The sequence below is a fragment of the Winogradskyella bathintestinalis genome (assembly GCF_030407435.1).
Taxonomy (GTDB): domain Bacteria; phylum Bacteroidota; class Bacteroidia; order Flavobacteriales; family Flavobacteriaceae; genus Winogradskyella; species Winogradskyella bathintestinalis.
The window spans coordinates 249,549-272,152 of sequence record NZ_JASDDK010000004.1 but is presented as its reverse complement, the minus strand read 5'-3'; the positions used below and the strand labels follow the sequence as shown (position 1 = coordinate 272,152).

The window sequence follows — 22,604 nt, the reverse complement described above, 5'->3', positions numbered from 1 at the left end:
ATAATTGTTTATTTAGTAGTATTCCATCCAGTAACATTTACAAAACGAGGTCTGTAGTTGTCTGCATTAGAGAATACATCTTCAAATTTTAAACTGTTAATATTGTAAGAAATAAGCAAATTGTCTTCTGTAGAAAATTGCTCATGTACAAAAGCGTTGTATGTAATAATATTTCCTTTGGTCTCAGGTGTGCAATACAGGGTTTGTTGATTAGCAAATGGCCCTAATAAATTTGGGCTTGAGTATAAAAATAATTCCGGATCTAAATTATAATTTTGAGTCATTAAAAAGTACTGATCTTTTCTTTTGAAAATGCTGAATTGTTCAGCTACGCTTTCAAATAAAGGTTTGCTATTGTTATAAGAATTGGTCCATTGGTCATCTTTGGAAAGGTATTCCCATGGTTGCGAAATATCCGTACCTTTTACTCTGGCGACATGTAAATATTTAGCATTCACTTCGCGCCTTGCACCATAGATATAAGTATACCCATTTTCTTGTAATAGAAAAGCACCATAATTTGTGCCGGTAAAAGGCAAACGTCTTTGGGTCGAAATAACTTTTAAATCAGGAAGTGACAGTGTTACCAAATCAATGGCTTTATATTCAAATCCAATACCAATGTCTTCATCTGGTTTTCCTAATGCAAACATTACGAGTTGTAAAGTATTATTATAAATCTGACCATGTCCTGGCCAATACCACCAATTATTTTCTTTAGGTTTTAAGAATGATTCCGGATTTTCAGTTGTGCCTCCGTATAGTGTTTCGAAACTGTTATTTTTCTGAATTACAAGGGTATTATTAATCATAGATTCTGTTGAATCCCGACTTTTATCATGATGTACTTTTCCTAAAAAAGTATCTCCAAATATCCATAGGTTTGTGGAGTCATTTAAGGCAATAGAATACGTGGCATCTCCTCCTGTCCAACCATCAGATTTTCTTGTAAAAAGTGAATCAAAATATTTATTCGGAATGCTTTCTATTTGTGGATCTTTACACTGGGATAAATTTTCAGTTTTCTCATTTTTTAAAGTCGAACTATTTTTACAGTTAAGTAGCGTGAACAATGAGAAAAGTAAAATAAAAAACGTATATTTCATGAGGGTTTTATAAGACTCTAAAATACGATTTATTATCAATCTAAACCAATAAAACATGCCCAAATTAGGACTTGGATTATACAAAAGTTTATTAAATAAAGACAACTTTAATTTTGCCAAACAAGCAGGTGCAACTCACCTAGTTGTTCAGTTAGTTGATTACATAAAAGGGGGTTCAAATCCTACACTTTCTGAAAACTATTTGAACGGTTGGGGAACTACAAAAAATCAAGGAAAATTGTGGGAATTAGATGAGCTAAAACGGCTAAAGTCTGAAATAGAATCGCATGGGCTTGCTTGGGAGGCTATCGAAAATTTTGACCCATCTCATTGGTTTGATATTTTATTAAACGGACCGAAACGAGATGCTCAAATGAGTGACCTTAAATATATGGTAGCAAATATTGGTAAAGCAGGAATTCCTCTTATCGGATATTACTTTAGTATTGCTGGAGTTTGGGGTTGGACAAATAAACCATATGGGCGCGGAAATGCTATGACTGTTGGGTTTAATGAAAAAGATATAAATATTCATGAACCCATTAAACAAGGAATGGTGTGGAACATGAATTATGATACTGATGTAGAAAAAACAGATATAAACCCTATTTCAAGAGAAGAAATGTGGGACCGATTTAGTTGGTTTCTAAATGAAATATTACCAGTTGCTGAAGAAAATGGTGTGCGTATGGTTGCACATCCTGATGATCCTCCAGTACCTGAAATGCGAAAATCTGCACGGTTATTTCATAGCATTTCTGAATATGAAAAATTACTAGAAGTTTCTAAAAGTCCTAGCAATGGTTTTGAATTTTGCATGGGTACACTACAAGAAATGAAAGAAGGAAATGTGTTAGAAACTTTAGATAAACATTCTAAGGCAGGAAATATTGGATACATTCATTTTAGAAACGTAAAAGGAAAAGTCCCTAATTACAGAGAAGTTTTTGTAGATGAAGGAGATTTGAATATGGCTGAAGCAATTCGGATCCTGAAAAAGAATAATTACAATGGTGTTTTAATCCCAGATCACAGTCCTGAAATGAGTTGCGGTGCGCCTTGGCATGCAAGTATGGCTTACGCTTTAGGCTATATGAAGGCTTTAATTGATACTGTATGAGTAAGATTTGTACCATAAATGATAAGGGTAATATCAATGGAATGACAACGATTTTCATGGAAAATGAATTTCTAAAAATCGGAATCTTAGCTGGTCGTGGAAGTGATATTTTTCAATTTGAATACAAACCTGTTGGTATTGATTTAATGCTGAGGTTGAATAAGGATATCATTAATCCTAATCAAGTTTTTTCACAAATCAGAAATACAGGGACTCAGTTTGAAGATTATTACTATGGTGGTTGGCAAGAGATTTTACCAAATAGCGCACCCATAAATTACCGAGGAGCAGAATTAGGACAACATGGTGAAGTATCGTTAATTCCTTGGGAGTATGAAATTTTGAATACTTCAGACGATGAAGTTAGTGTAAAACTTTGGACAAGACCACTTCGTTTTCCAATACTTATTGAAAAAATATTAACCCTGAAAAAAGGGAGTTCAGAATTGTTTATTGATGAAACATTGACCAACGAGTCTGAAACGTTTTTGCATCTTATGTGGGGACATCATATAGCATTTGGCTTGCCTTTTTTGTCAGAAGGAGCAACGATTGATACGAGTGCGACTAAGTTTTTTGCTGAAGAAGCAATGCCGGAAAATCGACTTTTTAAGCCAGGAGAAATTCAAGATTGGCCATTGGTAAAAGATCTTCAAAACAATAAAATTGATGCTCAAAATATTTTGAAATCTGATGCCCACAAATTTAGTGATTTGGCCTATTTAAGTCAATTTAAAGACGAGGCGTTTTATACTATAAAAACTGATTTAATGTCTTTTTCTATGAATTGGGATAAAGCGATATTTAAATCATTATGGTATTGGCAAGAGCGTTTTGCCGTGCAAGATTCTCCTTGGTGGGGGAAAACGTACGCTGTAGCATTAGAGCCTTGGACATCAAATTGGATTGCTAATCCTAGTCTAGATCTTATGGAATCGGACTGGTTAAAATTAAAACCGCGTCAAGTTATTAAAACATCATTAACTACAAATTGCTCACATTGAATTATGAATATAGCTAAACCTATTTTTGATATAAAACCAGAACATGGGGAAGGTCCTATTTGGGATCCCATTGAAAAGAAGTTTTATTGTGTTGATTTGCTTAGAGGATCTTACTATAAAGTAGATTGGGAAACGGGAGTTTCTGAAGAATTTTCTGTTGGTCAGGAACTAGGTGTGATGGCATTATGTGAGAATGGAAAAATTGTGGTCGGAGTACGAGATGGTTTTGGTTTTTTTGATGAGCCCTTAAAAAAACTTGAATTAATTGAGAATTCACCAGAAATAGAAGTGAAGGAAAGACGAATGAATGATGGTGCCATCGATCCCAAAGGACGATTTTTTGCAGGTACAATGGAGTATGATGGAGCTAATCCCACAGGTAAACTTTATTGTTTGCATCAAGATATGAGTTGGAATTGTTTAGAAGAAAATATATATATCACCAACGGTATGGGGTGGAGTCCAGATAAAAAAACATATTATATGATTGATACATTTCGAAATCTAATGTATGCCTATGATTATGACATTGAAACGGGTAACATATCCAATAGAAGGCTTCATATTCAATGGGAAAAAGATGAATATCCAGATGGAATGTGTGTGGATGCTGACGGTGGGTTTTGGGTGGCGATGTGGTTGGGTAGTAAAGTCAGTCATTTTGATGCTAACGGAATTTGGGTAAAAGATATTGAGGTGCCAGTATTGCATACCACAAGTTGTTGTTTTGCCGGAGATGATTTAAAAACCTTAGTAATTACAACATCAAATTTGAACCTATCAAAAGAAGAAAAAGAAATAAACCCATTGGCAGGTCGCTGTTTTGCATTTGAAACAGAAATAGCAGGACAAATTGAGCCAAGATTTAAAGCGTAAAGTATGAAACGAGCATGTTCAAGATTTTGTCACTCAAAGGAATGATTAATAGCGAACAGCATGTGACCATAGAAAAATATTAAATATAAACACATGAAAAACATAGTAATTACAGGAGCAGCAAAAGGAATAGGAAAAGCATGCGTTAATTATTTTCTAAACAATGGAGATAATGTTATTGCTTTAGATATAGATAAAACGGCCTTAAGTGAATTGAGTTTAGAGAATGCCCAGTTAAGTATGTTTAATTGTGATGTTTCAAATTCGAAAAACGTAAAAGAAACTATACAAAAAGCAATAGAAAGTGTTGGAGAGATAGATGTATTAATTAATAATGCAGGAATTCAAAGATATTCAACCATTACAGAAACGACTGAAGAGGAATGGGATTTGGTTATGAATGTCAATCTCAAAAGTGCTTTTTTGTGTGCAAAATATACAATTCCATCGATGCTAAAAAAAGGTAAAGGAGTTGTGGTTAATGTGTCAAGTGTTCAGGCGTTTATTACACAGCAAAAAGTGGCTCCCTACACCACATCTAAAACAGCAATGTTGGGTTTAACCCGAAGCATTGCTGTAGATTATGCTCCTAACATAAGATGTGTGGCGGTTTGCCCAGGGACAGTCGATACTCCAATGCTTAGAAACGCTATTAAGGAGAGTGATAATCCAGAAAAAGTATACCAAGAGTGTATTGATATGCATTTAACTAAACGTATTTGTCCTCCGGAAGAAGTTGCGGCACTTATCGGATTTTTAGCAAGTGATAATGCCGGTTCTATAACAGGGCAATCCTTTAGAGTTGACGGTGGGTTAGGTATACATATCGGAGGTAATTAAGGCTACTCGTTTTAAATAAAACCTTTTTGATTTGCTTAGGTATTCAAGGTTAAAAATCCTCCATCAATAGAATAATAACTTCCAGTAATAAAAGCAGCTTCATCAGAACATAGATAAGCAATTAAATTAGCTATTTCGGTTGGTTTACCCATCCTGCCAATTGGCTGTGTTTTTGATAGTTTTTCAAATGTTTCAGCTTCTTGTCCAGGGTAGTTTTGAGATATGTAATTGTCTACAAAAGGGGTGTGAACCCTACCAGGACCAACAGCATTACAGCGTATGTTGTCATTGATGTAATCTTTGGCTATGGAAAAAGTTAATGAGTAAATTGCACCTTTAGTCATTGAATATGCAAAACGATCTGCAAGACCAACCAATGATGCTACCGAAGCCATATTTACTATAGCACCTCCACCAGATTTTTTCATCAAGGGTACTCCAAAATGCAGACAGCTATATACGCTTTTTATATTTACGTTGTATAAGCGATCCATATCTTCAGGTGATGTCGCTTCAACATTTCCAATATGTGCAATCCCGGCATTATTTACCAAGATATCTATGTGACCAGAGACTTTAAAAATCTCTTGAAAAATGATTCCAACGGCATCATGCTTAGTTAAATCGCAATAATGGAAAAAAGCTTTTCTTGATTGTGCATTTATATCTTCTGCAACACGATTACCACTTTCTTTGTCAATTTCTAAAATATGAACTACGGCACCTTGTTTTGATAAAATTTGACTAACACTTTCTCCTATACCTTTACCACCTCCGGTTATAACAGCTACTTTTCCCGTTAAGTCTATCATATTAAATAAATTGTTGTTTTTGAGTTCCAAGTTGATCAATAGATAGAATAACTTCATCACCTCTTTTTAAATAAATAGGTGGTTTAAAGCCTAGGCCAACACCACGAGGTGTTCCTGTAGAAATTAAATCTCCAGCTTCTAATTGCATGAATTGCGATAAATAATAAACAACATAATCAGGCTTAAAAACCATGAATTTTGTGTTTCCATTTTGCATTGATTTTCCATTAACAGACAATTGCATTCCTAAATTTAATACATCATCAATATCTTCTTTTAATACCAAATAAGGACCTACAGGGCTAAATCCTGGACACGACTTGCCTTTTACCCATTGTCCTCCGCGTTCTATTTGAAATTCGCGCTCAGAGACATCATGAACCAAGGTGTAGCCAGCTATATGGTTCTCTCCTTCGGTTTCATTCTTTAAGTGATAGCAATCTTTACTAATAACGATTCCAAGTTCTACTTCCCAATCTGTTTTAGTACTCTTCGGAGGTATTGCAATAGCATCGTTTGGGCCAGAAAGCGTATTTGTAGCTTTCATAAAAAGAATTGGTTCTTCAGGTAAAGGTAATCCTGCTTCAGCAGCATGATCGGAAAAGTTTAACCCAATACACATAATCATTCCTGGTCTCGCAATAGGACTTCCCATACGAGTTGAAATCTCAACTTCAGGAAGCTGATTACCAATCTCAGAATACAGCTTTTTTAATTTTGAAATGCCATTATTTTGAAAAAAATCATGGTTCCAATCCTCAAAATGACCCGAGCAGTCTAATCTTTTGCCATTAATCTCTATGCCTGGCCTTTCAAAACCTTTTTTTCCAAATCTGATAAGTTTCATGTGAATGCGTTTTATGTATTTTTAATTTTTTTTTAGAATATACTATTACAAGTTATTAAAATGAATGTGGATCATATTTATAAACTGCATCTGTTGTGCTTAATTTAAAATTGTCTGTTCTAAACGGCATAAGTGGTAAATTGTCAGTGTTTACTAAATCTAAAGGCCCAGGATTATCGGACCATGCATAGCGTACATACATGGGCTTTTTTACATTTTTAGAATACACTACGATGTTGTTTTCGTCGTTTAAGTAAGCTTTTGCCCATTCAAAATTTCCGTCCTCACCTGCTATAGCAAAGCCTCTTAAATAGCCATATTTGTCTAGAGATTTTAGTTGGCTTCCGTAAGTATTTAAAGTTATAATTATTTTGCCATCTTTAATTCTATTGCTTTTGTAAGTAGGGCTACGTTGTAATTTTCCATTATAATTATCATGTAGAGAAAGTAGCGCTAACCGTTTGCCCACCTCTTTTTTGTTGGTAGGATGAATGTCGTTAGCATTACCGATATCAATGGTAGTAATGATGTCTACATTTTTCATTTTTGAAGCCTTAGTTTGGCTTTCACGAAGTTCTGCCCATTTATTTTCAGATGGCTCGTCTACTTCTTGTCTATAATTAGCTAATTGTACTATGTAGAATGGCATAATTGGGTTTTTCCATTTATTGCGCCAGTCTGTAATCATGGTTTTTAGTAAGTGTTCATATTCAACTGCTCTATGCTCATTAGCTTCTCCTTGGTACCAAATTACACCTTTAATAGGTAGCGTATGTAATGGTGCAATACCACCATTGTAGAGCAGTGTTGGGTAAGAAAAAACACTACCATTAACTACTCTTGGAATTGGAAATTTTGAGGTGTCTATGGCGACTCCTTTTTTGTATTTCCACTCACCATTTCTAATTGGATTCCCCCAAAAAGCACTTGTGTACATGCCTCCTTTGCCTCCAATATCAAAAACGCGAATGGTTATTGTATTTCCTTTTTCTCTTAGAATTTCTTTCGGAATCACATAATTTCTAAAATTACTAACTCCAAAAGTTTCACCAATTTTATGTCCATTAACCCATGTAATATCATAATCATCTATTTGAGTGAGTGGCAAGTTAAAATCTTGATCTAGTTGTTCTTTAGGTACGTCAAAAGTCCGTCTAAACCAAAAACTTCCATCATGATTAGGATACCCAAAGTCTTCCCAAAAGGCAGGAATTGTAACTGTGTTCCAATCAGAATCGTCGTAATCATCTTTATACCACTTTTCATTCATCCCAATACCTTTCAAATAATACTCTTTATCCCAAGTTGTTCTATATAACTCAAGCTCTTTATTGATTGTGGCAAAATCCTTATTTGTTGAAGAGATGTCATTTGTGATTTCATCGAACTGAGGGAACTCTTTTAAAGCATCTAAACTCATCCATGTTTCTATAGTGGTTGCGCCTAAGTTGCTGCTGATTAATCCAATAGGTATATCTTGGTTTTCTACTAAATATCTACCATAGAACCATGCTACAGCACTAAAATTTTGAGCGTTTTCAATAGTGCCTTCTAGCCATAACATTTGGCTCACGTCATCTTGAGGTAAATAATCAAGACCTATACTAACAGCACCTAAACGTAACTTAGGATAATTCATTTTAGAACTATCCAACTCCTTATAATTAATCATGTTTAATGTATACTGCATATTAGACTGCCCAGCACATAACCATAAGTCACCGATAAGTATGTTTTCTAAAGTTTTAGTGTCTTTTCCTTTAAATGATAATGTATAAGGTCCTCCATAAGGTATTGGATCTATTATAACTGTAAAATTCCCTTTTGCATCTGATGTTACTTTGTGCGATTGATTTTTTATGGTAACATGTATAACTTCATTAGGTTGAGAATGTCCAGATATTGGAATGGCTTTATCTCTTGGTACAACCATATTTGATGTAAATATTTTGGGTAATTCAATTTGACCAAGCATTAGATTTGGCAACAAAAATACAATGAGTAGCAATAATTTTGAAAATAATTTCATTTTCTGGACTAATTTTCGGAATTGTGATTAATTCAAGTTTAAGATTCTCAAATAGTTGTATTTTGATATGTTTTATTGAGAATATAATATATTTCAGGCATAAGGTATGAAATATTTTCATATGTTCGTACATATGAAAATAAATTGTCAATTCAGAACATTATTTCCTATTTTTAATCAACTTTTTATTTACTATACGCTATGAAAACTCCTCAATATTTTAGTTTATTACTTGTCTTGTTTTTGTTTTTTAATTCTTGTCAAAAAGATGAATCTATTGTAGTTGAGTCGTTGGAAATGCATAATGTTATCGATAAAATAATTGATATTATGGTAGAGGATATTTTTTCTCCTCCAGTAGCAAGTAGAATAATGGCATACCCCAATATTGCTGCTTACGAAATCATTGCAATTCAAAATCCAAATTATACCTCTTTAAACGGTCAGGTTAGTGATTTAAAGCCTATTCCTGAGCCCATATCTCCTTTAGTTAATTATAAATTATCCGCATTAATAGCACATATAGAAGTGAGTAAGACTTTAGTATACTCTAAAGATCTATTAAATAAATATACTGACAGTCTTTACGATAATTGGTCGTCTATAAATGAAAAAGAATTTGTTGCTTCAAAAGAATATGGACAACGAGTTGCTTCACATATAAACAACTGGAAAGACACAGATGGTTATAAGGAAATTCGTAGTATGACAAATTATAAGGTTGATTATAATGACCCTTCACGTTGGCGAAAAACGCCACCTTCTTTCATAGAAGGTATAGAGCCTCATTGGAATAAATTACGTCCTTTTGTTTTAGATTCTGCTTCCCAATTTATGCCGATTCCACCACCAACATTTTCTATGGATGAAGGTTCAGTCTTCTTTAAACAAGTAAAAGAAATATATGATATAAGCAATGAAATTACGGCACGTGGAGATGATTCAGAAGAAATAAAAATAGCTCAATTTTGGGATTGTAACCCTTTTGTGACGGTAACTAGAGGACATTTAATGTTTTCTGTAAAAAAAATTAGTCCAGGAGCCCATTGGATGGGTATATGTATGATAGCATGTGTAAAAACGGGTGCGAACTTTGATAAAACTGTATTCTCATATGCAAAGACATCAATTGCAATAGCAGATGCATTTATAAGTTGTTGGGATGAAAAATATCGTTCTAATTTAATTCGTCCTGTATCGGTTATAAATCAATATATTGATGAAAGTTGGGTGCCAATTCTACAAACCCCTCCGTTTCCCGAATACACTAGTGGACACTCCGTTATCTCAGGTTCTGCATCTAAGGTTTTAGCATCCATATTTGGTAATGATTTTGAGTTTGATGATACTACAGAGTTAAAGTTTGGACTTCCAATTCGGCATTATGCGTCATTTCAAGAAGCAGCGGATGAAGCTGCTATGAGTAGAATGTATGGTGGGATTCATTACCGTGCAGCCGTCGAAGAAGGGATTAAACAAGGGAGCGATTTAGGTGCCTTTGTAGTGGACAATTTGAAAATGAAAGACTAATAATTAAATCTTCATTTTAAACTTAATTAGGACTGGTTTAATATATGTTCATACATGATTAGTGGTATTTAATTCTCTTTTTAAGCAATGTATAATTATTAAAATCTTATTTCTAAAGAGTTATTTTTAATAAATCAACATTTTTAATTATTTATTAGGAATCTGAGACTTTTTGTTATCTTTATAAATTAATAGTATGTATGTACATATAAAATTTTAAAGATGTCGATAATTAAGTGTTTCAAAAGCGTAATGATATTTGGCTTTATAATAAGTCTTTTTTCATGTCAAAATCAGCAAAGCCAGTATTTTAAAATTAGAGTTATTGATGCCGAAACAAAAAAAGGAGTTCCTATGGTTGGCTTAGTGCCATTAACTCAAGAACGATATTATACCGATAGTAATGGTTTAATTGCTTTTGATGAACCGGGATTAATGGGGAAAGATGTTTATTTTGAGGTAATGAGTGAAGGCTATGAGTATCCCCAAAATTTGGGTGATAAGCGAGCGGTGCAACTATTTACCAAAGCAGGAGACAGTGCGACAGTAGAAATACGAAGAACTAGTGTAGCCGAACGCTTATATAGAAGTACTGGTGTAGGAATCTATAGAGATAGTGAGTTGTTAGGGGAATCATCTCCTATTAATATCCCTATTATTAATGCCGATGTTATAGGACAAGATTCTAACTTAACTACCATATATAAGGGTCAAATATTTTGGATATGGGGAGATACTTTTCTACCTCCGACCTATAAAGGAAGTTTTTCTGTAAATGCTGCAACGAGCTTATTACCAGGAAAAGGAGGACTAGATCCAAATGAGGGTGTGAATTATAACTATTTTGTAAATGAACAAGGTCAAAGTAGACCTATGATTAATTTGGAAAGTCCTGGTTATGTGTGGTTCGATTGGATAATGAATTTTAAAGATGAAAAAGGTGAAGAGCAATTAATTGCAAAATACGCTAATGTTAATTACTATTTTGGAAATTATGAACGCGGAATTGCTGTCTTTAATGATGAAAAGCAAATTTTTGAAGATTATAAATCTATACCTGAGTGGTTGCCTGAAGGTCATACTTGCCATCATCCATTTGTAGGAAGTCATAATGGTCAAGACCTAATGTATTTAACGACTAATTTTAGCTATTTACGTGTACAACCAAAATTAGAATCGTTGGTAAATCCAAGAGTATATGAAGCATTTACGTGTTTGAAACAAGGAACAAAATTTGATGAGAAAAACCCACAATTCGATAGAGATGAGAATGGTAATTTAATATATGCCTGGAAGGTAGATACTGATCCAGTAAATTACGATCAACAAATGCAATTAATTAGTGACGGACTGATGCAGCCAGAAGAGGCTTGGGTTCAACTCACAGACATAAACACAGGTCAGCGCCTACCGATGGTTGGTCGTGGTTCTGTTTATTGGAATGATTACAGACAGAAATGGATTCTAATCACAGGCGCAATGGATACATGGTATTCTGAAGCTGATACGCCTATCGGACCATGGGTATATGCTAGAAAAGTAGCGAATCATAAAAGCTTTCTTTATAACCCAACGCAACAGTCAATATTTGATCAAAAAAATGGAGAAGACATTTTCTTTGAAGGGACATTTACTAAATTTTTAAGTTCAGAAGAGCGCGTGCCTCGTTATGATTACAATCAACTTACTTATAAATTATCATTAAGCAATGAAGATGTATTCTTGCCCGAAGCGGTTTATAAATATAATGATGGTTATGGATTTATAAAAGATATTGAAGCTAAAAATTCAATTACAGATGTTGGTTTTTATGCGTTGCCTAAAGACAGAAAGGTTGATGGAATGGTAGCTGTTTATCAGAATGAAAATAAACAATTAGCATTAAACGGTAAAGAGCCTCTATTTTATGGGTTTCCATTAGATAGAGATGAAAGTCTTAAATATACAGGAACCTGGGAAGTACAAATTATCTTTGCTCCGTTTGAAAATTCTTTTAATCTCAACTTAAAGAAAGAAGGTGGAACGTTTGTTGCCACTACTAATAAGGAAAAATTCAAAATCACTAATCCTAGAGTTGAGAATAATACCTTGTATCTAGCACTTAATCACCCAGAGGGTACGTATGAATTAGAGGCTACAGTATTGAATGGGATAGTAAATGGCACATGGACAAAAGGTGAACATAACGGCACTTGGGCAGCAAATGAACTTACTAAAAAGTGGTGGGGACAATACACAAATACTTTAGTGGATTTATATGAGTTTAAAAATACAACTACGAATGATGTGTATTATAGTACGAATACTATTCCAAAAATGGGCTATATTAAAGCAGATTTACCAATATGTAAAGTATGGAGGAATCCGAGTAATCAATTGTTGGCAGATTTTGAGACTAAAGATGTAGTATTCAATTAATGTGTTATTATTTATTATTGACCGAGTGTCAAGTATAAAAAGTAATATTACGCTATTTTAATAAATGCAAAAATAAAACCTTGTAAGTCATTATTTTATGTGGTTTTTAGTGGTGTCGGAGACAACGACCATATCTTCAATTTTATAGTGTTTATAAGGCTTTCAAAATGTATCAATTTTGATTAATCGCTTTTACATTAGTACTGATGTGTTACTGTTACTACTAATCTATCAAACAGCCTGTTACCAAAATACTGCAGTTTAATTTATAGCAGAATTCATCAAGATAATTTTGCAGATATTCACCAAAAATTTTATGATAGATTCCTAAGAGTGCTCTCTTGGCATTGCTAATGGCAATGTGCACCCATTTTAGTGTTATTTTCTTATTAGTCTTTACACTAACGTGCATCTCAACGTAATCCGAAATACCAATATAACTGGTGCTCTAGTCACTAAAAAGTCTGCACTTATCATCAGGATTACCTCAAACAAGCTCGTTAACCTGTTCTTTTTTATGTGTTTGTAACACTTTTATTTTTGAAATAACGGCAATGGCTTTCCTTCTTTCCTGTTTTTGGATTTTTAAATCTTGCTAAAATAGAAACGTAGAGGCTTTCTTGATTCTATGTGCAATTACATATAGAAATGCTATTTCAATCAATATTATATCTAATTACATATAATTAATTTTAACTTAGACTTTTAATCCAGAAGCTTTGGGGTCATTACTTTAATCACTATATATTTTTATACCTGTTAAGGTATAATTTATTCTACAAATAAAATAATATACCCAAAAAGGTATAGTTTTTAAATATTTTATTAACTTGCACCCATAAGGGTATATTAATGAAAGATTGGAATCGACATAATGCTATAGCTGATTTTGTTAGAACAAACAGAAAAGCAAGTAAAATGACACAGACAGAGTTATCAGACTTGACTGGCGTTGGACTTCGCTTTGTACGCGACCTTGAACAGGGAAAACCAAATTTAATGACCGATAAAGTGAATCAAGTATTACTCTTTTTTGGAAATACATTAACACCAACACCTATAAGCGATGAGACAAGGAGAAATTTGGGTGCATAATCGAAAAGCAGGAATGCTTATTGAAAATGACGAAGGTTATCTATTTCAATATGATAAAGCATATTTGGCATTGAAAAATGCTACACCTGTTTCATTAACATTTCCGTTACAGGAGGCACCCTTTACCTCAGATAATTTATTTCCATTTTTTGACGGACTAATTCCAGAAGGATGGTTGCTAGATATTGCAGAAAAAAACTGGAAACTTAACCCAAGAGATCGTATGGGATTATTACTAACCACCTGTCGTGATTGTATAGGTAACATAAGTATTATAGAAAATGAGTAGTTGCTTAGCCTGTCATAAACCATTAGCATCAGGAGACAATAAGTATCACCCAGCCTGTCTTGTTCGTTTTTGGGAAAGTGATACACCTGTATTTCAATTAGATTATGCCATATCACAGATAAATGAACTTGCTGAAGAAAACGTTGCACAGCGTATTATAGTAACAGGTGTGCAACCTAAATTATCAATGGGCTTTACAAAAACAGCCACTGAAGAACGTTTAACCATAGTTGGTGCTTTAAACGGAAGATATATTTTAAAACCACCTTATTCTGCTTATCCAAAAATGCCAGAACTAGAAGCTTTGTGTATGTTAATGACACAAGCTTGCGGTATTGAAACCGTTCCTTTTTTATTACTGCCTTTAAAAGGTGGAGAGTTGGCTTATATGACGAGACGCATAGATCGTAATGCGCAAGGTGAAAAGTTCGCTATGGAAGATGCGTGTCAATTTAATGAGCGACTAACAGAGCATAAGTACAGAGGATCTTACGAGCAAATTGCCAAAGGGATAATCGCCTACTCTAAAAACCCCATAAAGGATGTTGTTCATTTTTATGAACAAGTGATAGTATCTTTCTTAATAGGAAATAATGATATGCACTTAAAGAATTTTTCGCTAATAGCGAAAGAGTCTAATGCATACGAACTCACACCTGCTTATGATATGATTGCTGCACAATTATTATTGCCAAACGATCTAGAAGATTTAGCATTGAATCTAAATGGAAAGAAGCGAAAGTTAAAACGAAACGATTTTAATGAAGCCATGTTAAAAGCACACATACCAGAAAAAGCAATTGAAAATCTTTGGAATCGTATTGAAAAAGGGATGCAGGAATGGTCAGGATTGATTGATCACAGCTTTCTTTCAGAAGAACGAAAAGAGAGTTTTAAAGAATTGATAAATTATAAAACAGCTCAATTAACGATTGAAGTTGTCAAAAATTAATTTAGAATAAAAATGGCAAATAGCACACACGCACATTTGAGATATAATATTCTAGACCATTGCTTTCGTAATAAGTCTTATAGTTTTGAAGAATTATTAAACGTAGTAAATGAAGGAATTGAGGAGTTATTTCCTGGAGAAAGAATTTCAGAAAGAACATTAAGGGAAGACATCAAAGTTTTCAGAGATAAGAAAGACGGATTTGGCGCACCACTTAAAGAAGGAATGAGAACTTATAAGTACTCAGAAACTAATTTCTCTATTGCACAGCGACCTTTACAGAAATATGAACAATACTTAATTGATGCTGCACAACAACTGTTATCAAGATTTGAGAATCATCCAAAGTATAACAAACTGGCAGAAGCCTTAATTAAGTTTCAAGATGAAGAGGAACAAGAAAACGATGCTAAAAAAATCTTGTTTTACGATCATAATGAAGAATACAAAGGTATAAAACACCTAAAACCATTATATCTAGCTATTAAGAAAAAGCAAGCTTTGCAGATAGTTTATAAAGGCTTTAAAGATAAGGAATCATCAGTTTTTGAATTTCACCCACATATTTTAAAACAATACAATAGACGATGGTTTGTCTTTGGATATAATAAAACAGTTGAAAGGTGGCAACACAGTATTCCATTAGATGAAAGACTTATTAGTTTTGAAACACTTGAGGACGTCAATTATTCAGATTCAGACAAAGATTGGGAAATATTTTTCAGAACAATGGTTGGTGTAACTAGAATAAACGAAAATGTAGAGAGAGTAGTTGTGCGTTTCCATAATGGAAGGGAAAATTATTTTAAAACAAAACCATTTCAACCAGATTACGAAGAGTTTTTTGAAGAAGATAAACAGGATCAAGTTTGGTTTGAGACAATAATAAATAAAGAATTAGTACAACAGTTATTGTCCTATGGTCAAGAATTAGAGGTGCTAGAGCCAGAGCAATTAAAAATACAAATGAGAGAACATTCAAATACAATGCAACAGTTTTACAAAGAATAACTGTGCGGTTACTCTGCATAGTTTAGTTATTGATTTGCATTATTGAATTTAAAGAAGTTTATGAGAGAAGACAATTACAAAGAACATGAAGATGTGAAAATGATTACCAATCAACTTTGGAAATCAATAAGTATTCTACGTGGAGTTTTACCAGTTGAGCAACATCATATATACCTTTTTCTTTTGTCTGCTTATTATGATGGCATAATCGAAAGAGAAATTATAGAAAGAGAGGTTAATTATGAGGGTTTATTCTATGTCTTAGAAGATGACTATAGATACTCTGAACTCTTAAACATATATAGGCCAGTAATAAACAGTCTGCCAGAATGGACTTTAAAAGATATAATTGAGGGTCTTGTTATAATAAATAAAGATATCCCAGAATTTATATTCAACGCAGTTTTCGACAACCTACTGTTTAAGCTAGCAAGTAATCAAGGTAAATATTCTGGGGAATTTCTACTTCCTAACGAGGTTAGTAACTTAGTTATGGAATTAGTTGATATTCCAAATAGAGCTAAAGTCTTTAATCCATTTGCTGGATTAGCTTCATTCGCAACGCATCTTAATAATGCAGAAAGTTATTATGGCCAAGAAATAATTAATTCTACCTGGGCTTTAGGAAAGTTGAGACTACTTCGATTAGAAAAATCCAACAGTATTAATATAGATTATAGAGTTGAAGATTCGATAAAGAATTGGCCAGAATTCAACGATTTTGATTTAGTAATATCTAATCCACCATTTAATTACAAAATTGATTCTCATATAGCACATCAATTTGGTAGGAGAAGAATGAATGCTGAAACCTATGTAATAAATAAAGGTTTAGAATCTATAAATTTTGATGGTAAAGTCGCTTGTGTGATTTCTCAAGGATTACTTTTTAGAGGTGGTGAAGAGCAAAAATTTAGAGAATATTTAGTTGAAGAAGGATTAATAGAAACTATTGTTTCATTACCTGGTGGAATTTTAAAACATACTGGAATTCCTGTATGTATAATGATTTTAACACGAAAGAGAAATTCTAATCGAAATATTAAAATGATAGATGCTTCTTCTTTTGTAAAGAATGAAAATAAAAGCGAGAAACGTCTTGAAGTGGACAGATTACTTAATCACTTATATAAGTTTAGTCGTTCTAAGGCAATTACTGAAGTAAATATTGATCAGATAAGAGAAAATCATTACAACTTAAATATTAAAAGATATTTTGTAGAAGATTTTGATGGTATTCCACTTTTCGAAATAGTAAAGAATATTAGAGGACAACGAGTTGGTAAAGAAATGATAACAACCGGTAAATTTGTTCGTACTAGTAATCTTAAAGATAATGATGTTTCTTATCAATTAGAGTTAAATGAAATAAAGGAAAGAGAACTTCCTTCCCATTCCAGTAAGATAGATTTTGATTGTATTCTTGTTTCCACGAGATGGAAATCTCTAAAACCTACTTTATTTGAATTTAAAGGTGAGCCAATCTATATTGGAATAGACTTACTGGCTCTTAACATATATTCGAATAATTTTGAAGTTGACCCACATTATTTAATAAGTGAATTAAGATCTACTAAAGTTTTGAAACAACTAGCTGCATTTCAAAATCCAGGCGCAATCACATCATTAAATAGAGCTGACTTTTTTGAAATAAAAATTGATGTACCAACTATAGAAGAGCAACGCGCTAAAGTCAAGGGTATATTAGAATTATCTGAAAAATTCAAATTACTTCAAAAAGAAAGAAATGCTTTAGCTCATGGAAATCAAGTTGCTACTTTTGATGAGTTTGCTTCATTAAAACACTCATTGGGCACACCTAGACAAAACATTTTATCCAATGCAAAAAGTCTAATTCGCTTTTTTGAAAATAATAATTCCGAAGCTTTTAATGAAGTAAAAGATTTATACAATAAGCGTTACGATACAAACTTAGTGGATGATTTAATTCAAATAAAAGACGATGTTAATCATATTTCAATCATTCTTGAAAAAGGAGAAAATGGCTTAGTATTAGAAAATTATGAGCTCAAACCTATTTCTATACAGGAAATTAATAAAGCGCTAAGAAGCACTAGGAAAGCTAGAGGAAATTATAAGCCTCAATATGAAGAACCACCAAAAACTGAGATTTCCGGTAAAGCTATTAAAGCAAACATCACCTTGTTTAAGGTGTTGATTAATAATATTTTATCTAATGCTGATAAATATGCATTTAATTCAAACAATAGTACTAATCAATTGGTTATTGAATTAAAAGCGACCGAGGATGTTTTAGAATTTGAGATTAGAAATAATGGAATACCATTCCCAAATAATTTTAATAAAGATAAATTTACAGCAAAATTTTCTACTACCAGCGTGGATAACGGTTCTGGCTTAGGAGGCTATGACATTAACAGAATTGCTAAATATTTTAAAAATCCAGATTGGGAACTAATACTAAATAATGAGGATATATTTCCTGTAGTGTTTAGGTTTAGTTTTCCAATAATACCTATGATAAATGAGTAAGAAATATAATGTACTTTGGATAGACGACCAACACGAATCATTAGATGCGGTGCATAAAACAGCAACAGATTTTGATATAAAATTGTGGACATATAAATCAATGAACGGTGGCTGTGGCGAACTTGAAGCTAATCTTTCAAAGTATGATGCTGTTTTATTAGATGCTAAGTTTTTTGAAAATGAAACGGATGTACCAGGAACTGAAGACACTAAATGGGTTCACAAAACTAAAGACCGAATTAGAGATTTAGATAACACTTTAGCTTATTTTGTATTAACTGGACAAGCTAAAACTTATGCGTCACCAGAATTCAACAATGCCTTTCCTCACGTATTTAATAAAGGGGTTGATAAAGATGAAGATGAACTGTTTAAAATGCTTGTCGATGCATGTCAGAACAGAGAGTTAACGAAGCTAAAGCATAAGTATTTTAATCCTTTTGAAATGTGTACTGATACATACTTAGGAAAAAAACATTTCGATAGGTTACACAATTTGGTTTTGGATATTGAAAATCCAAGTCAAATTAAAATTGCTCAAGATTCTCTAACAGGAATAAGAAAAATTGTAGAAGCTATATTTACTAAGCTAAATGAGATTGGATGTATTCCAGATGACATTATTCAAGACAAAGGTTGGATTAATGGTTCCGGAATATTCTTATCAGGAAGACATAGGGATTATATCCATAAACAAGAAATCTTACATCCAGTCATTGCGTTTAATATATTTAAAATATTAAATGTTACTCAAGATGGATCTCATAATCAAGGTAGTAATTTAGGTGTAGATGCATACATGGCATCTAATACTAATACATTTCTATATCAAAGTACTATTTTACTGCTTCTTGATACTTTAGATTGGATTAAGCCATTTATAGATAATAACAAGGATAAAGCAATAAATTTAGCCAAATGGGATAACATACAAGTAACAGCAGTTTCAACTTCTATTAAAGGCGAAGTATTTAGAATAGCAGATAATGGATGGGGTACTTTTAAACAAGCTGGTAGTACAATAGAGATTAGTATTCCACCTGCAATGGTTACTTCTAATAATTTAGCACTAAATCAAAGTATAGAAATAACAACAGAACCAAGTCCAGACGGAGCAAAAACATTTATTAAAAACATTATAGTTTCATAAAAATATGATCACAGGAGAATTAAAATCACAAATAGACCAAATCTGGAATACCTTCTGGACAGGCGGAATATCCAACACCATAACCATCGTTGAACAGTTAACATACCTAATCTTCATAAAAGATTTAGATGAGACCGAAACGCGTAACGAGCGTATGGCAAAACGACTAAAAAAAGACTTTAGTCCCATTTTTGGTAAAGACCAGCAAGATTTCAGATGGAAGAATTTAAAAGAAATGGACGTTCAAGCGCGTCACAACATTTTTAATAATTCTGTAGATGGTATTTTTCCATTCATTCGCAGCCTAGGAAGCGAAAAAAGTTTGTTTAGCACCTATATGAAAGATGCCTCTTTTGGAATAAACAAAGCTGCAACTTTAGACCTAGTTATTGAAAAACTAGAGCGAGTTGATATGTCCAAACAAGACATAAAAGGAGATATTTACGAATACCTTTTATCCAAACTAGAAGGTGGTGGTACATCTGGCCAGTTTAGAACACCACGTCACATTATTAAGTTAATGACCGAAATGATGCAGCCAACTCTAGAAGACACCATTTGCGATCCATCAGTAGGTACAGCTGGTTTTCTAGTAGCTGCCAAAGAATATATAGACAAGCACTATAGTGTTACAGAACTAGACAAACATAAAGACCACATAAACAAGTACATGTTTAACGGTACCGAATTTGATGCCACCATGCTACGCATTGCTTCTATGAATCTATTTTTACACGGTGTTGAAGAACCTAATATTGTAGATGTAGATGCAGTAAGTAAAGACAATACTGTAAGTGACGCCTATACACTAGTATTAGCAAACCCACCATTTAAAGGAACTATAGATAAAGAAAGTATTGCACCAGGCTTGCGTAATGTAACCGATACTACAAAAACCGAATTACTATTTTTAGCTTTAATGCTGCGCCAACTTAAAAAAGGAGGTCGTGCAGCAGTAATAGTACCAGATGGTGTATTGTTTGGAGCAGGAAAAGCCTTTAAAAGTATTAGAAGTGAAATTGTAAAAAACCATAAGCTAGAAGCTGTAATATCCTTACCTAGTGGTGTGTTTAAACCGTATTCTGGAGTTAGTACAGCTATTATAGTTTTTACAAAAACCGATAATGGTGGTACAGACAATGTTTGGTTTTACGATATGCTAGCCGATGGTAAAAGTTTAGATGATAAACGTAATTTACTAGTAGAACCAGAAGTATTTGAAGCTTTTTCTTTTGATGGCGTGGTTACAGATGATGCAAAAGAATTACATGATAAATTTAACCTACCAGATATTTTAGCACGTTACCCAAAACGTAACCAAGATAAAAGAGCAAGAACAGAACAATCCTTTTTAGTACCATTTGAAGAAATCAAAGAAAACGATTGGGATTTGTCTATTAACCGCTATAAAGAAATTGTGTATGAAGAAGTGGAATATGATGCACCTAAAGTAATAATTGACAGGATAAACGAATTAGAGAACTCTAGAAAAGACTTGATGTCTAATTTAAAACAGGCATTTTAATGAAAGTAGATTTTAATCATATTCCTAAAGGTTGGAAAAAAGTAAAAATTGCTAAAAAACTATTCTTTCAAGAAGGACCAGGTGTTAGAAAATGGCAGTTTACAGATAAAGGAATTAAGCTTTTAAATGTAGGTAATATAAACAATGGTAAAGTAGATTTGGCAGCAACAGATAAACATTTGTCTGTTGAAGAAGCTACAGGGAAATATGCCCATTTTTTAGTAGACGAAGGCGATTTATTAATTGCATGTTCTGGTATTGTTGTTGATAATTTTCATAATAAAATTGCTTTTGCAAAAAAGGAGCATCTACCATTATGCTTGAATACAAGTACTATGCGTTTTAGACCTCTTGAAGACGATGTAGATTTAAATTATTTTAAATACTATTTACAAACCGTTCATTTTACATCTCAGTTACAAAAATTAATAACAGGTTCTGCTCAATTAAATTTTGGTCCAAGTCATATTAAAAAAATAGATTTTTTATTTCCACCCCTAAAAACCCAACAACACATTGCCAGTATCCTAGACGATGCAGCAGCCTTACGCGATAAAACCGCACAACTACTAAAAGAATACGATTTGTTAGCACAATCTATCTTTTTGGATATGTTTGGGGATGTTGTGAATAATCCAAAAAATTGGAAAACGAATACAATAGAACAATTGGTAGTCAATGAAAAAGGTTCTATAAAAAGAGGTCCTTTTGGTGGCGCTTTGAAAAAAGAAATATTTGTAGAACAAGGTTATTTAGTCTATGAGCAATACCATGCGTTAAATAATGATTTCAATTTTGAGAGATATTATATTGATGACAAAAATTTTAAAAGACTGAAAGGATTTGAAGTTAAACCAGGAGATATAATTATTAGTTGTTCAGGTGTGTATTTGGGTAAGCTTGCAATTATACCTAAAGATGCCAAGAAAGGCATTATCAATCAAGCCTTATTAAAAGTAAAATTAGATGAGAAAAAAATAAGAAAAGACTTCTTCGTCTTTCATTTTAGACAACAGAATTTTAGAGATAAATACTTTGGAGCTAATAGAGGAGCAGGAATTCCAAATTTCCCACCAATGGCAAGCTTTAAAAAGTTTCCATTCATTACACCACCTATTAATCTTCAAAATCAATTTGCAGAAAAAATATATTTAATCGAAAAACAGAAAGAGTTAGTGAAACAAGAACTACAAGAAAGCGAAGATTTATTTAATTGCTTGTTGCAAAAAGCGTTTAAAGGGGAGTTGGTGTAGTTGGTGTCATTGAGAAGACGTAAGGGAGCCTGTGCTGAGCGTAGTCGAAGTATGGCAATCTTAATAATAAAAACAATAATTATAATAAAATATAAAAAAAGAATATAAATTTAACAAAACTAGGGTCGAGTGGCCGAGAAGAACGTTTCGCACGATTATTATCGCTTGAGATATACGTCAAGTGAGTACTAAATACCAATGTCAAGAGAAAGTGGATTTATTTCTGCTACAAT

18 protein-coding genes and 1 pseudogene are annotated in these 22,604 nt (G+C 33.0%); 14 read left to right on the top strand and 5 right to left on the bottom strand.

The genetic code is table 11. The annotated features are described in order from the left end of the window. Nucleotides 1-8 precede the first annotated feature (8 nt). Nucleotides 9-1,106 carry a DUF5005 domain-containing protein gene (locus QMA06_RS12440; RefSeq protein ID WP_290207190.1) on the bottom strand — a complete coding sequence of 366 codons (1,098 nt, stop codon included), beginning with the start codon at nucleotides 1,104-1,106 and terminating at the stop codon, nucleotides 9-11. Nucleotides 1,107-1,161: 55 nt separating this feature from the next. Here QMA06_RS12440 and QMA06_RS12435 point away from each other — a divergent pair, with 55 nt between their 5' ends. The 4 genes from QMA06_RS12435 to QMA06_RS12420 all read left to right on the top strand — a co-directional run bounded on the left by QMA06_RS12435 (nucleotide 1,162) and on the right by QMA06_RS12420 (nucleotide 4,946). Beyond that, complete coding sequence (locus QMA06_RS12435) at nucleotides 1,162-2,226, top strand: mannonate dehydratase (protein WP_290207189.1); 1,065 nt, start codon at nucleotides 1,162-1,164, stop codon at nucleotides 2,224-2,226. Continuing rightward, nucleotides 2,223-3,230, top strand: a complete 1,008-nt coding sequence (locus QMA06_RS12430) for a DUF4432 family protein (RefSeq protein WP_290207188.1) — start codon at nucleotides 2,223-2,225, stop codon at nucleotides 3,228-3,230. The genes QMA06_RS12435 and QMA06_RS12430 overlap by 4 nt, the downstream gene beginning before the upstream one ends. 3 nt (nucleotides 3,231-3,233) lie before the next feature. Next, a complete protein-coding gene (locus tag QMA06_RS12425) occupies nucleotides 3,234-4,106 on the top strand; it encodes an SMP-30/gluconolactonase/LRE family protein (RefSeq protein ID WP_290207187.1) in 873 nt (290 codons plus the stop codon). Nucleotides 4,107-4,199: 93 nt separating this feature from the next. Further along, nucleotides 4,200-4,946, top strand: coding sequence for an SDR family oxidoreductase (locus tag QMA06_RS12420; RefSeq protein ID WP_290207186.1), 747 nt, complete (start codon nucleotides 4,200-4,202; stop codon nucleotides 4,944-4,946). 35 nt (nucleotides 4,947-4,981) lie between these two features. Here the strand turns inward: QMA06_RS12420 and QMA06_RS12415 are convergent, their stop codons facing one another. Genes QMA06_RS12415 through QMA06_RS12405 form a run of 3 tightly spaced genes read right to left on the bottom strand, consistent with a single transcriptional unit; the run spans nucleotide 4,982 to nucleotide 8,634 of the window. Continuing rightward, entirely contained in the window at nucleotides 4,982-5,758 is a 777-nt protein-coding gene (locus tag QMA06_RS12415; RefSeq protein WP_290207185.1) for an SDR family NAD(P)-dependent oxidoreductase, read from the bottom strand. Nucleotide 5,759: 1 nt separating this feature from the next. Then, entirely contained in the window at nucleotides 5,760-6,605 is an 846-nt protein-coding gene (locus tag QMA06_RS12410) for a fumarylacetoacetate hydrolase family protein (protein WP_290207184.1), read from the bottom strand. Between the two features lie 55 nt (nucleotides 6,606-6,660). After that, the gene (locus tag QMA06_RS12405) at nucleotides 6,661-8,634 is read right to left on the bottom strand and encodes a sialate O-acetylesterase (RefSeq protein WP_290207183.1); all 1,974 of its coding nucleotides are present in this window, start codon (nucleotides 8,632-8,634) and stop codon (nucleotides 6,661-6,663) included. Nucleotides 8,635-8,835: 201 nt separating this feature from the next. Between QMA06_RS12405 and QMA06_RS12400 the strand changes: the two genes are divergently transcribed. Both QMA06_RS12400 and QMA06_RS12395 read left to right on the top strand, forming a co-directional pair. Then, nucleotides 8,836-10,164 (top strand): vanadium-dependent haloperoxidase, encoded by a 1,329-nt coding sequence (locus tag QMA06_RS12400; RefSeq protein WP_290207182.1) that lies wholly within the window; start codon nucleotides 8,836-8,838, stop codon nucleotides 10,162-10,164. A 222-nt stretch (nucleotides 10,165-10,386) separates the two neighbouring features. Then, entirely contained in the window at nucleotides 10,387-12,582 is a 2,196-nt protein-coding gene (locus QMA06_RS12395) for a hypothetical protein (protein ID WP_290207181.1), read from the top strand. A gap of 197 nt (nucleotides 12,583-12,779) precedes the next feature. On the opposite strand, the pseudogene QMA06_RS12390 reads toward QMA06_RS12395, so the two are convergent. Beyond that, a pseudogene (locus QMA06_RS12390) lies at nucleotides 12,780-13,160 on the bottom strand (transposase); the annotation flags it as partial. Nucleotides 13,161-13,434: 274 nt separating this feature from the next. On the opposite strand from QMA06_RS12390, the gene QMA06_RS12385 reads away from it, so the two are divergent. From QMA06_RS12385 to QMA06_RS12350, 8 genes are read left to right on the top strand one after another with little or no spacing between them, the layout of a single operon-like run. Then, nucleotides 13,435-13,677, top strand: coding sequence for a helix-turn-helix domain-containing protein (locus tag QMA06_RS12385; RefSeq protein ID WP_290207180.1), 243 nt, complete (start codon nucleotides 13,435-13,437; stop codon nucleotides 13,675-13,677). Beyond that, complete coding sequence (locus QMA06_RS12380) at nucleotides 13,649-13,966, top strand: HipA N-terminal domain-containing protein (RefSeq protein ID WP_290207179.1); 318 nt, start codon at nucleotides 13,649-13,651, stop codon at nucleotides 13,964-13,966. The genes QMA06_RS12385 and QMA06_RS12380 overlap by 29 nt, the downstream gene beginning before the upstream one ends. After that, nucleotides 13,959-14,918 carry a HipA domain-containing protein gene (locus QMA06_RS12375; RefSeq protein WP_290207178.1) on the top strand — a complete coding sequence of 320 codons (960 nt, stop codon included), beginning with the start codon at nucleotides 13,959-13,961 and terminating at the stop codon, nucleotides 14,916-14,918. The genes QMA06_RS12380 and QMA06_RS12375 overlap by 8 nt, the downstream gene beginning before the upstream one ends. Before the next feature lie 12 nt (nucleotides 14,919-14,930). Next, complete coding sequence (locus QMA06_RS12370) at nucleotides 14,931-15,929, top strand: helix-turn-helix transcriptional regulator (RefSeq protein ID WP_290207177.1); 999 nt, start codon at nucleotides 14,931-14,933, stop codon at nucleotides 15,927-15,929. Between the two features lie 60 nt (nucleotides 15,930-15,989). After that, the gene (locus QMA06_RS12365; RefSeq protein ID WP_290207176.1) at nucleotides 15,990-18,443 is read left to right on the top strand and encodes an N-6 DNA methylase; all 2,454 of its coding nucleotides are present in this window, start codon (nucleotides 15,990-15,992) and stop codon (nucleotides 18,441-18,443) included. Further along, nucleotides 18,436-19,593, top strand: a complete 1,158-nt coding sequence (locus QMA06_RS12360; RefSeq protein WP_290207174.1) for a hypothetical protein — start codon at nucleotides 18,436-18,438, stop codon at nucleotides 19,591-19,593. Before QMA06_RS12365 ends, QMA06_RS12360 begins: the two co-directional genes overlap by 8 nt. A 4-nt stretch (nucleotides 19,594-19,597) precedes the next feature. Continuing rightward, entirely contained in the window at nucleotides 19,598-21,118 is a 1,521-nt protein-coding gene (locus tag QMA06_RS12355) for a type I restriction-modification system subunit M (RefSeq protein WP_290207173.1), read from the top strand. After that, complete coding sequence (locus QMA06_RS12350; RefSeq protein WP_290207172.1) at nucleotides 21,118-22,371, top strand: restriction endonuclease subunit S; 1,254 nt, start codon at nucleotides 21,118-21,120, stop codon at nucleotides 22,369-22,371. The genes QMA06_RS12355 and QMA06_RS12350 overlap by 1 nt, the downstream gene beginning before the upstream one ends. Nucleotides 22,372-22,604 lie beyond the last annotated feature (233 nt).

What these genes read in the sequence shown, in the direction of transcription:
- QMA06_RS12395 (WP_290207181.1), top strand. Translation starts at nt 10,387, where the DNA reads ATGTCGATAATTAAGTGTTTCAAAAGCGTAATGATATTTGGCTTTATA.
- QMA06_RS12435 (WP_290207189.1), top strand. Translation starts at nt 1,162, where the DNA reads ATGCCCAAATTAGGACTTGGATTATACAAAAGTTTATTAAATAAAGAC.
- QMA06_RS12385 (WP_290207180.1), top strand. Translation starts at nt 13,435, where the DNA reads ATGAAAGATTGGAATCGACATAATGCTATAGCTGATTTTGTTAGAACA.
- QMA06_RS12405 (WP_290207183.1), bottom strand. Translation starts at nt 8,634, where the DNA reads ATGAAATTATTTTCAAAATTATTGCTACTCATTGTATTTTTGTTGCCA.
- QMA06_RS12410 (WP_290207184.1), bottom strand. Translation starts at nt 6,605, where the DNA reads ATGAAACTTATCAGATTTGGAAAAAAAGGTTTTGAAAGGCCAGGCATA.
- QMA06_RS12355 (WP_290207173.1), top strand. Translation starts at nt 19,598, where the DNA reads ATGATCACAGGAGAATTAAAATCACAAATAGACCAAATCTGGAATACC.
- QMA06_RS12425 (WP_290207187.1), top strand. Translation starts at nt 3,234, where the DNA reads ATGAATATAGCTAAACCTATTTTTGATATAAAACCAGAACATGGGGAA.
- QMA06_RS12375 (WP_290207178.1), top strand. Translation starts at nt 13,959, where the DNA reads ATGAGTAGTTGCTTAGCCTGTCATAAACCATTAGCATCAGGAGACAAT.
- QMA06_RS12415 (WP_290207185.1), bottom strand. Translation starts at nt 5,758, where the DNA reads ATGATAGACTTAACGGGAAAAGTAGCTGTTATAACCGGAGGTGGTAAA.
- QMA06_RS12440 (WP_290207190.1), bottom strand. Translation starts at nt 1,106, where the DNA reads ATGAAATATACGTTTTTTATTTTACTTTTCTCATTGTTCACGCTACTT.
- QMA06_RS12420 (WP_290207186.1), top strand. Translation starts at nt 4,200, where the DNA reads ATGAAAAACATAGTAATTACAGGAGCAGCAAAAGGAATAGGAAAAGCA.
- QMA06_RS12365 (WP_290207176.1), top strand. Translation starts at nt 15,990, where the DNA reads ATGAGAGAAGACAATTACAAAGAACATGAAGATGTGAAAATGATTACC.
- QMA06_RS12370 (WP_290207177.1), top strand. Translation starts at nt 14,931, where the DNA reads ATGGCAAATAGCACACACGCACATTTGAGATATAATATTCTAGACCAT.
- QMA06_RS12360 (WP_290207174.1), top strand. Translation starts at nt 18,436, where the DNA reads ATGAGTAAGAAATATAATGTACTTTGGATAGACGACCAACACGAATCA.
- QMA06_RS12400 (WP_290207182.1), top strand. Translation starts at nt 8,836, where the DNA reads ATGAAAACTCCTCAATATTTTAGTTTATTACTTGTCTTGTTTTTGTTT.
- QMA06_RS12350 (WP_290207172.1), top strand. Translation starts at nt 21,118, where the DNA reads ATGAAAGTAGATTTTAATCATATTCCTAAAGGTTGGAAAAAAGTAAAA.
- QMA06_RS12430 (WP_290207188.1), top strand. Translation starts at nt 2,223, where the DNA reads ATGAGTAAGATTTGTACCATAAATGATAAGGGTAATATCAATGGAATG.
- QMA06_RS12380 (WP_290207179.1), top strand. Translation starts at nt 13,649, where the DNA reads ATGAGACAAGGAGAAATTTGGGTGCATAATCGAAAAGCAGGAATGCTT.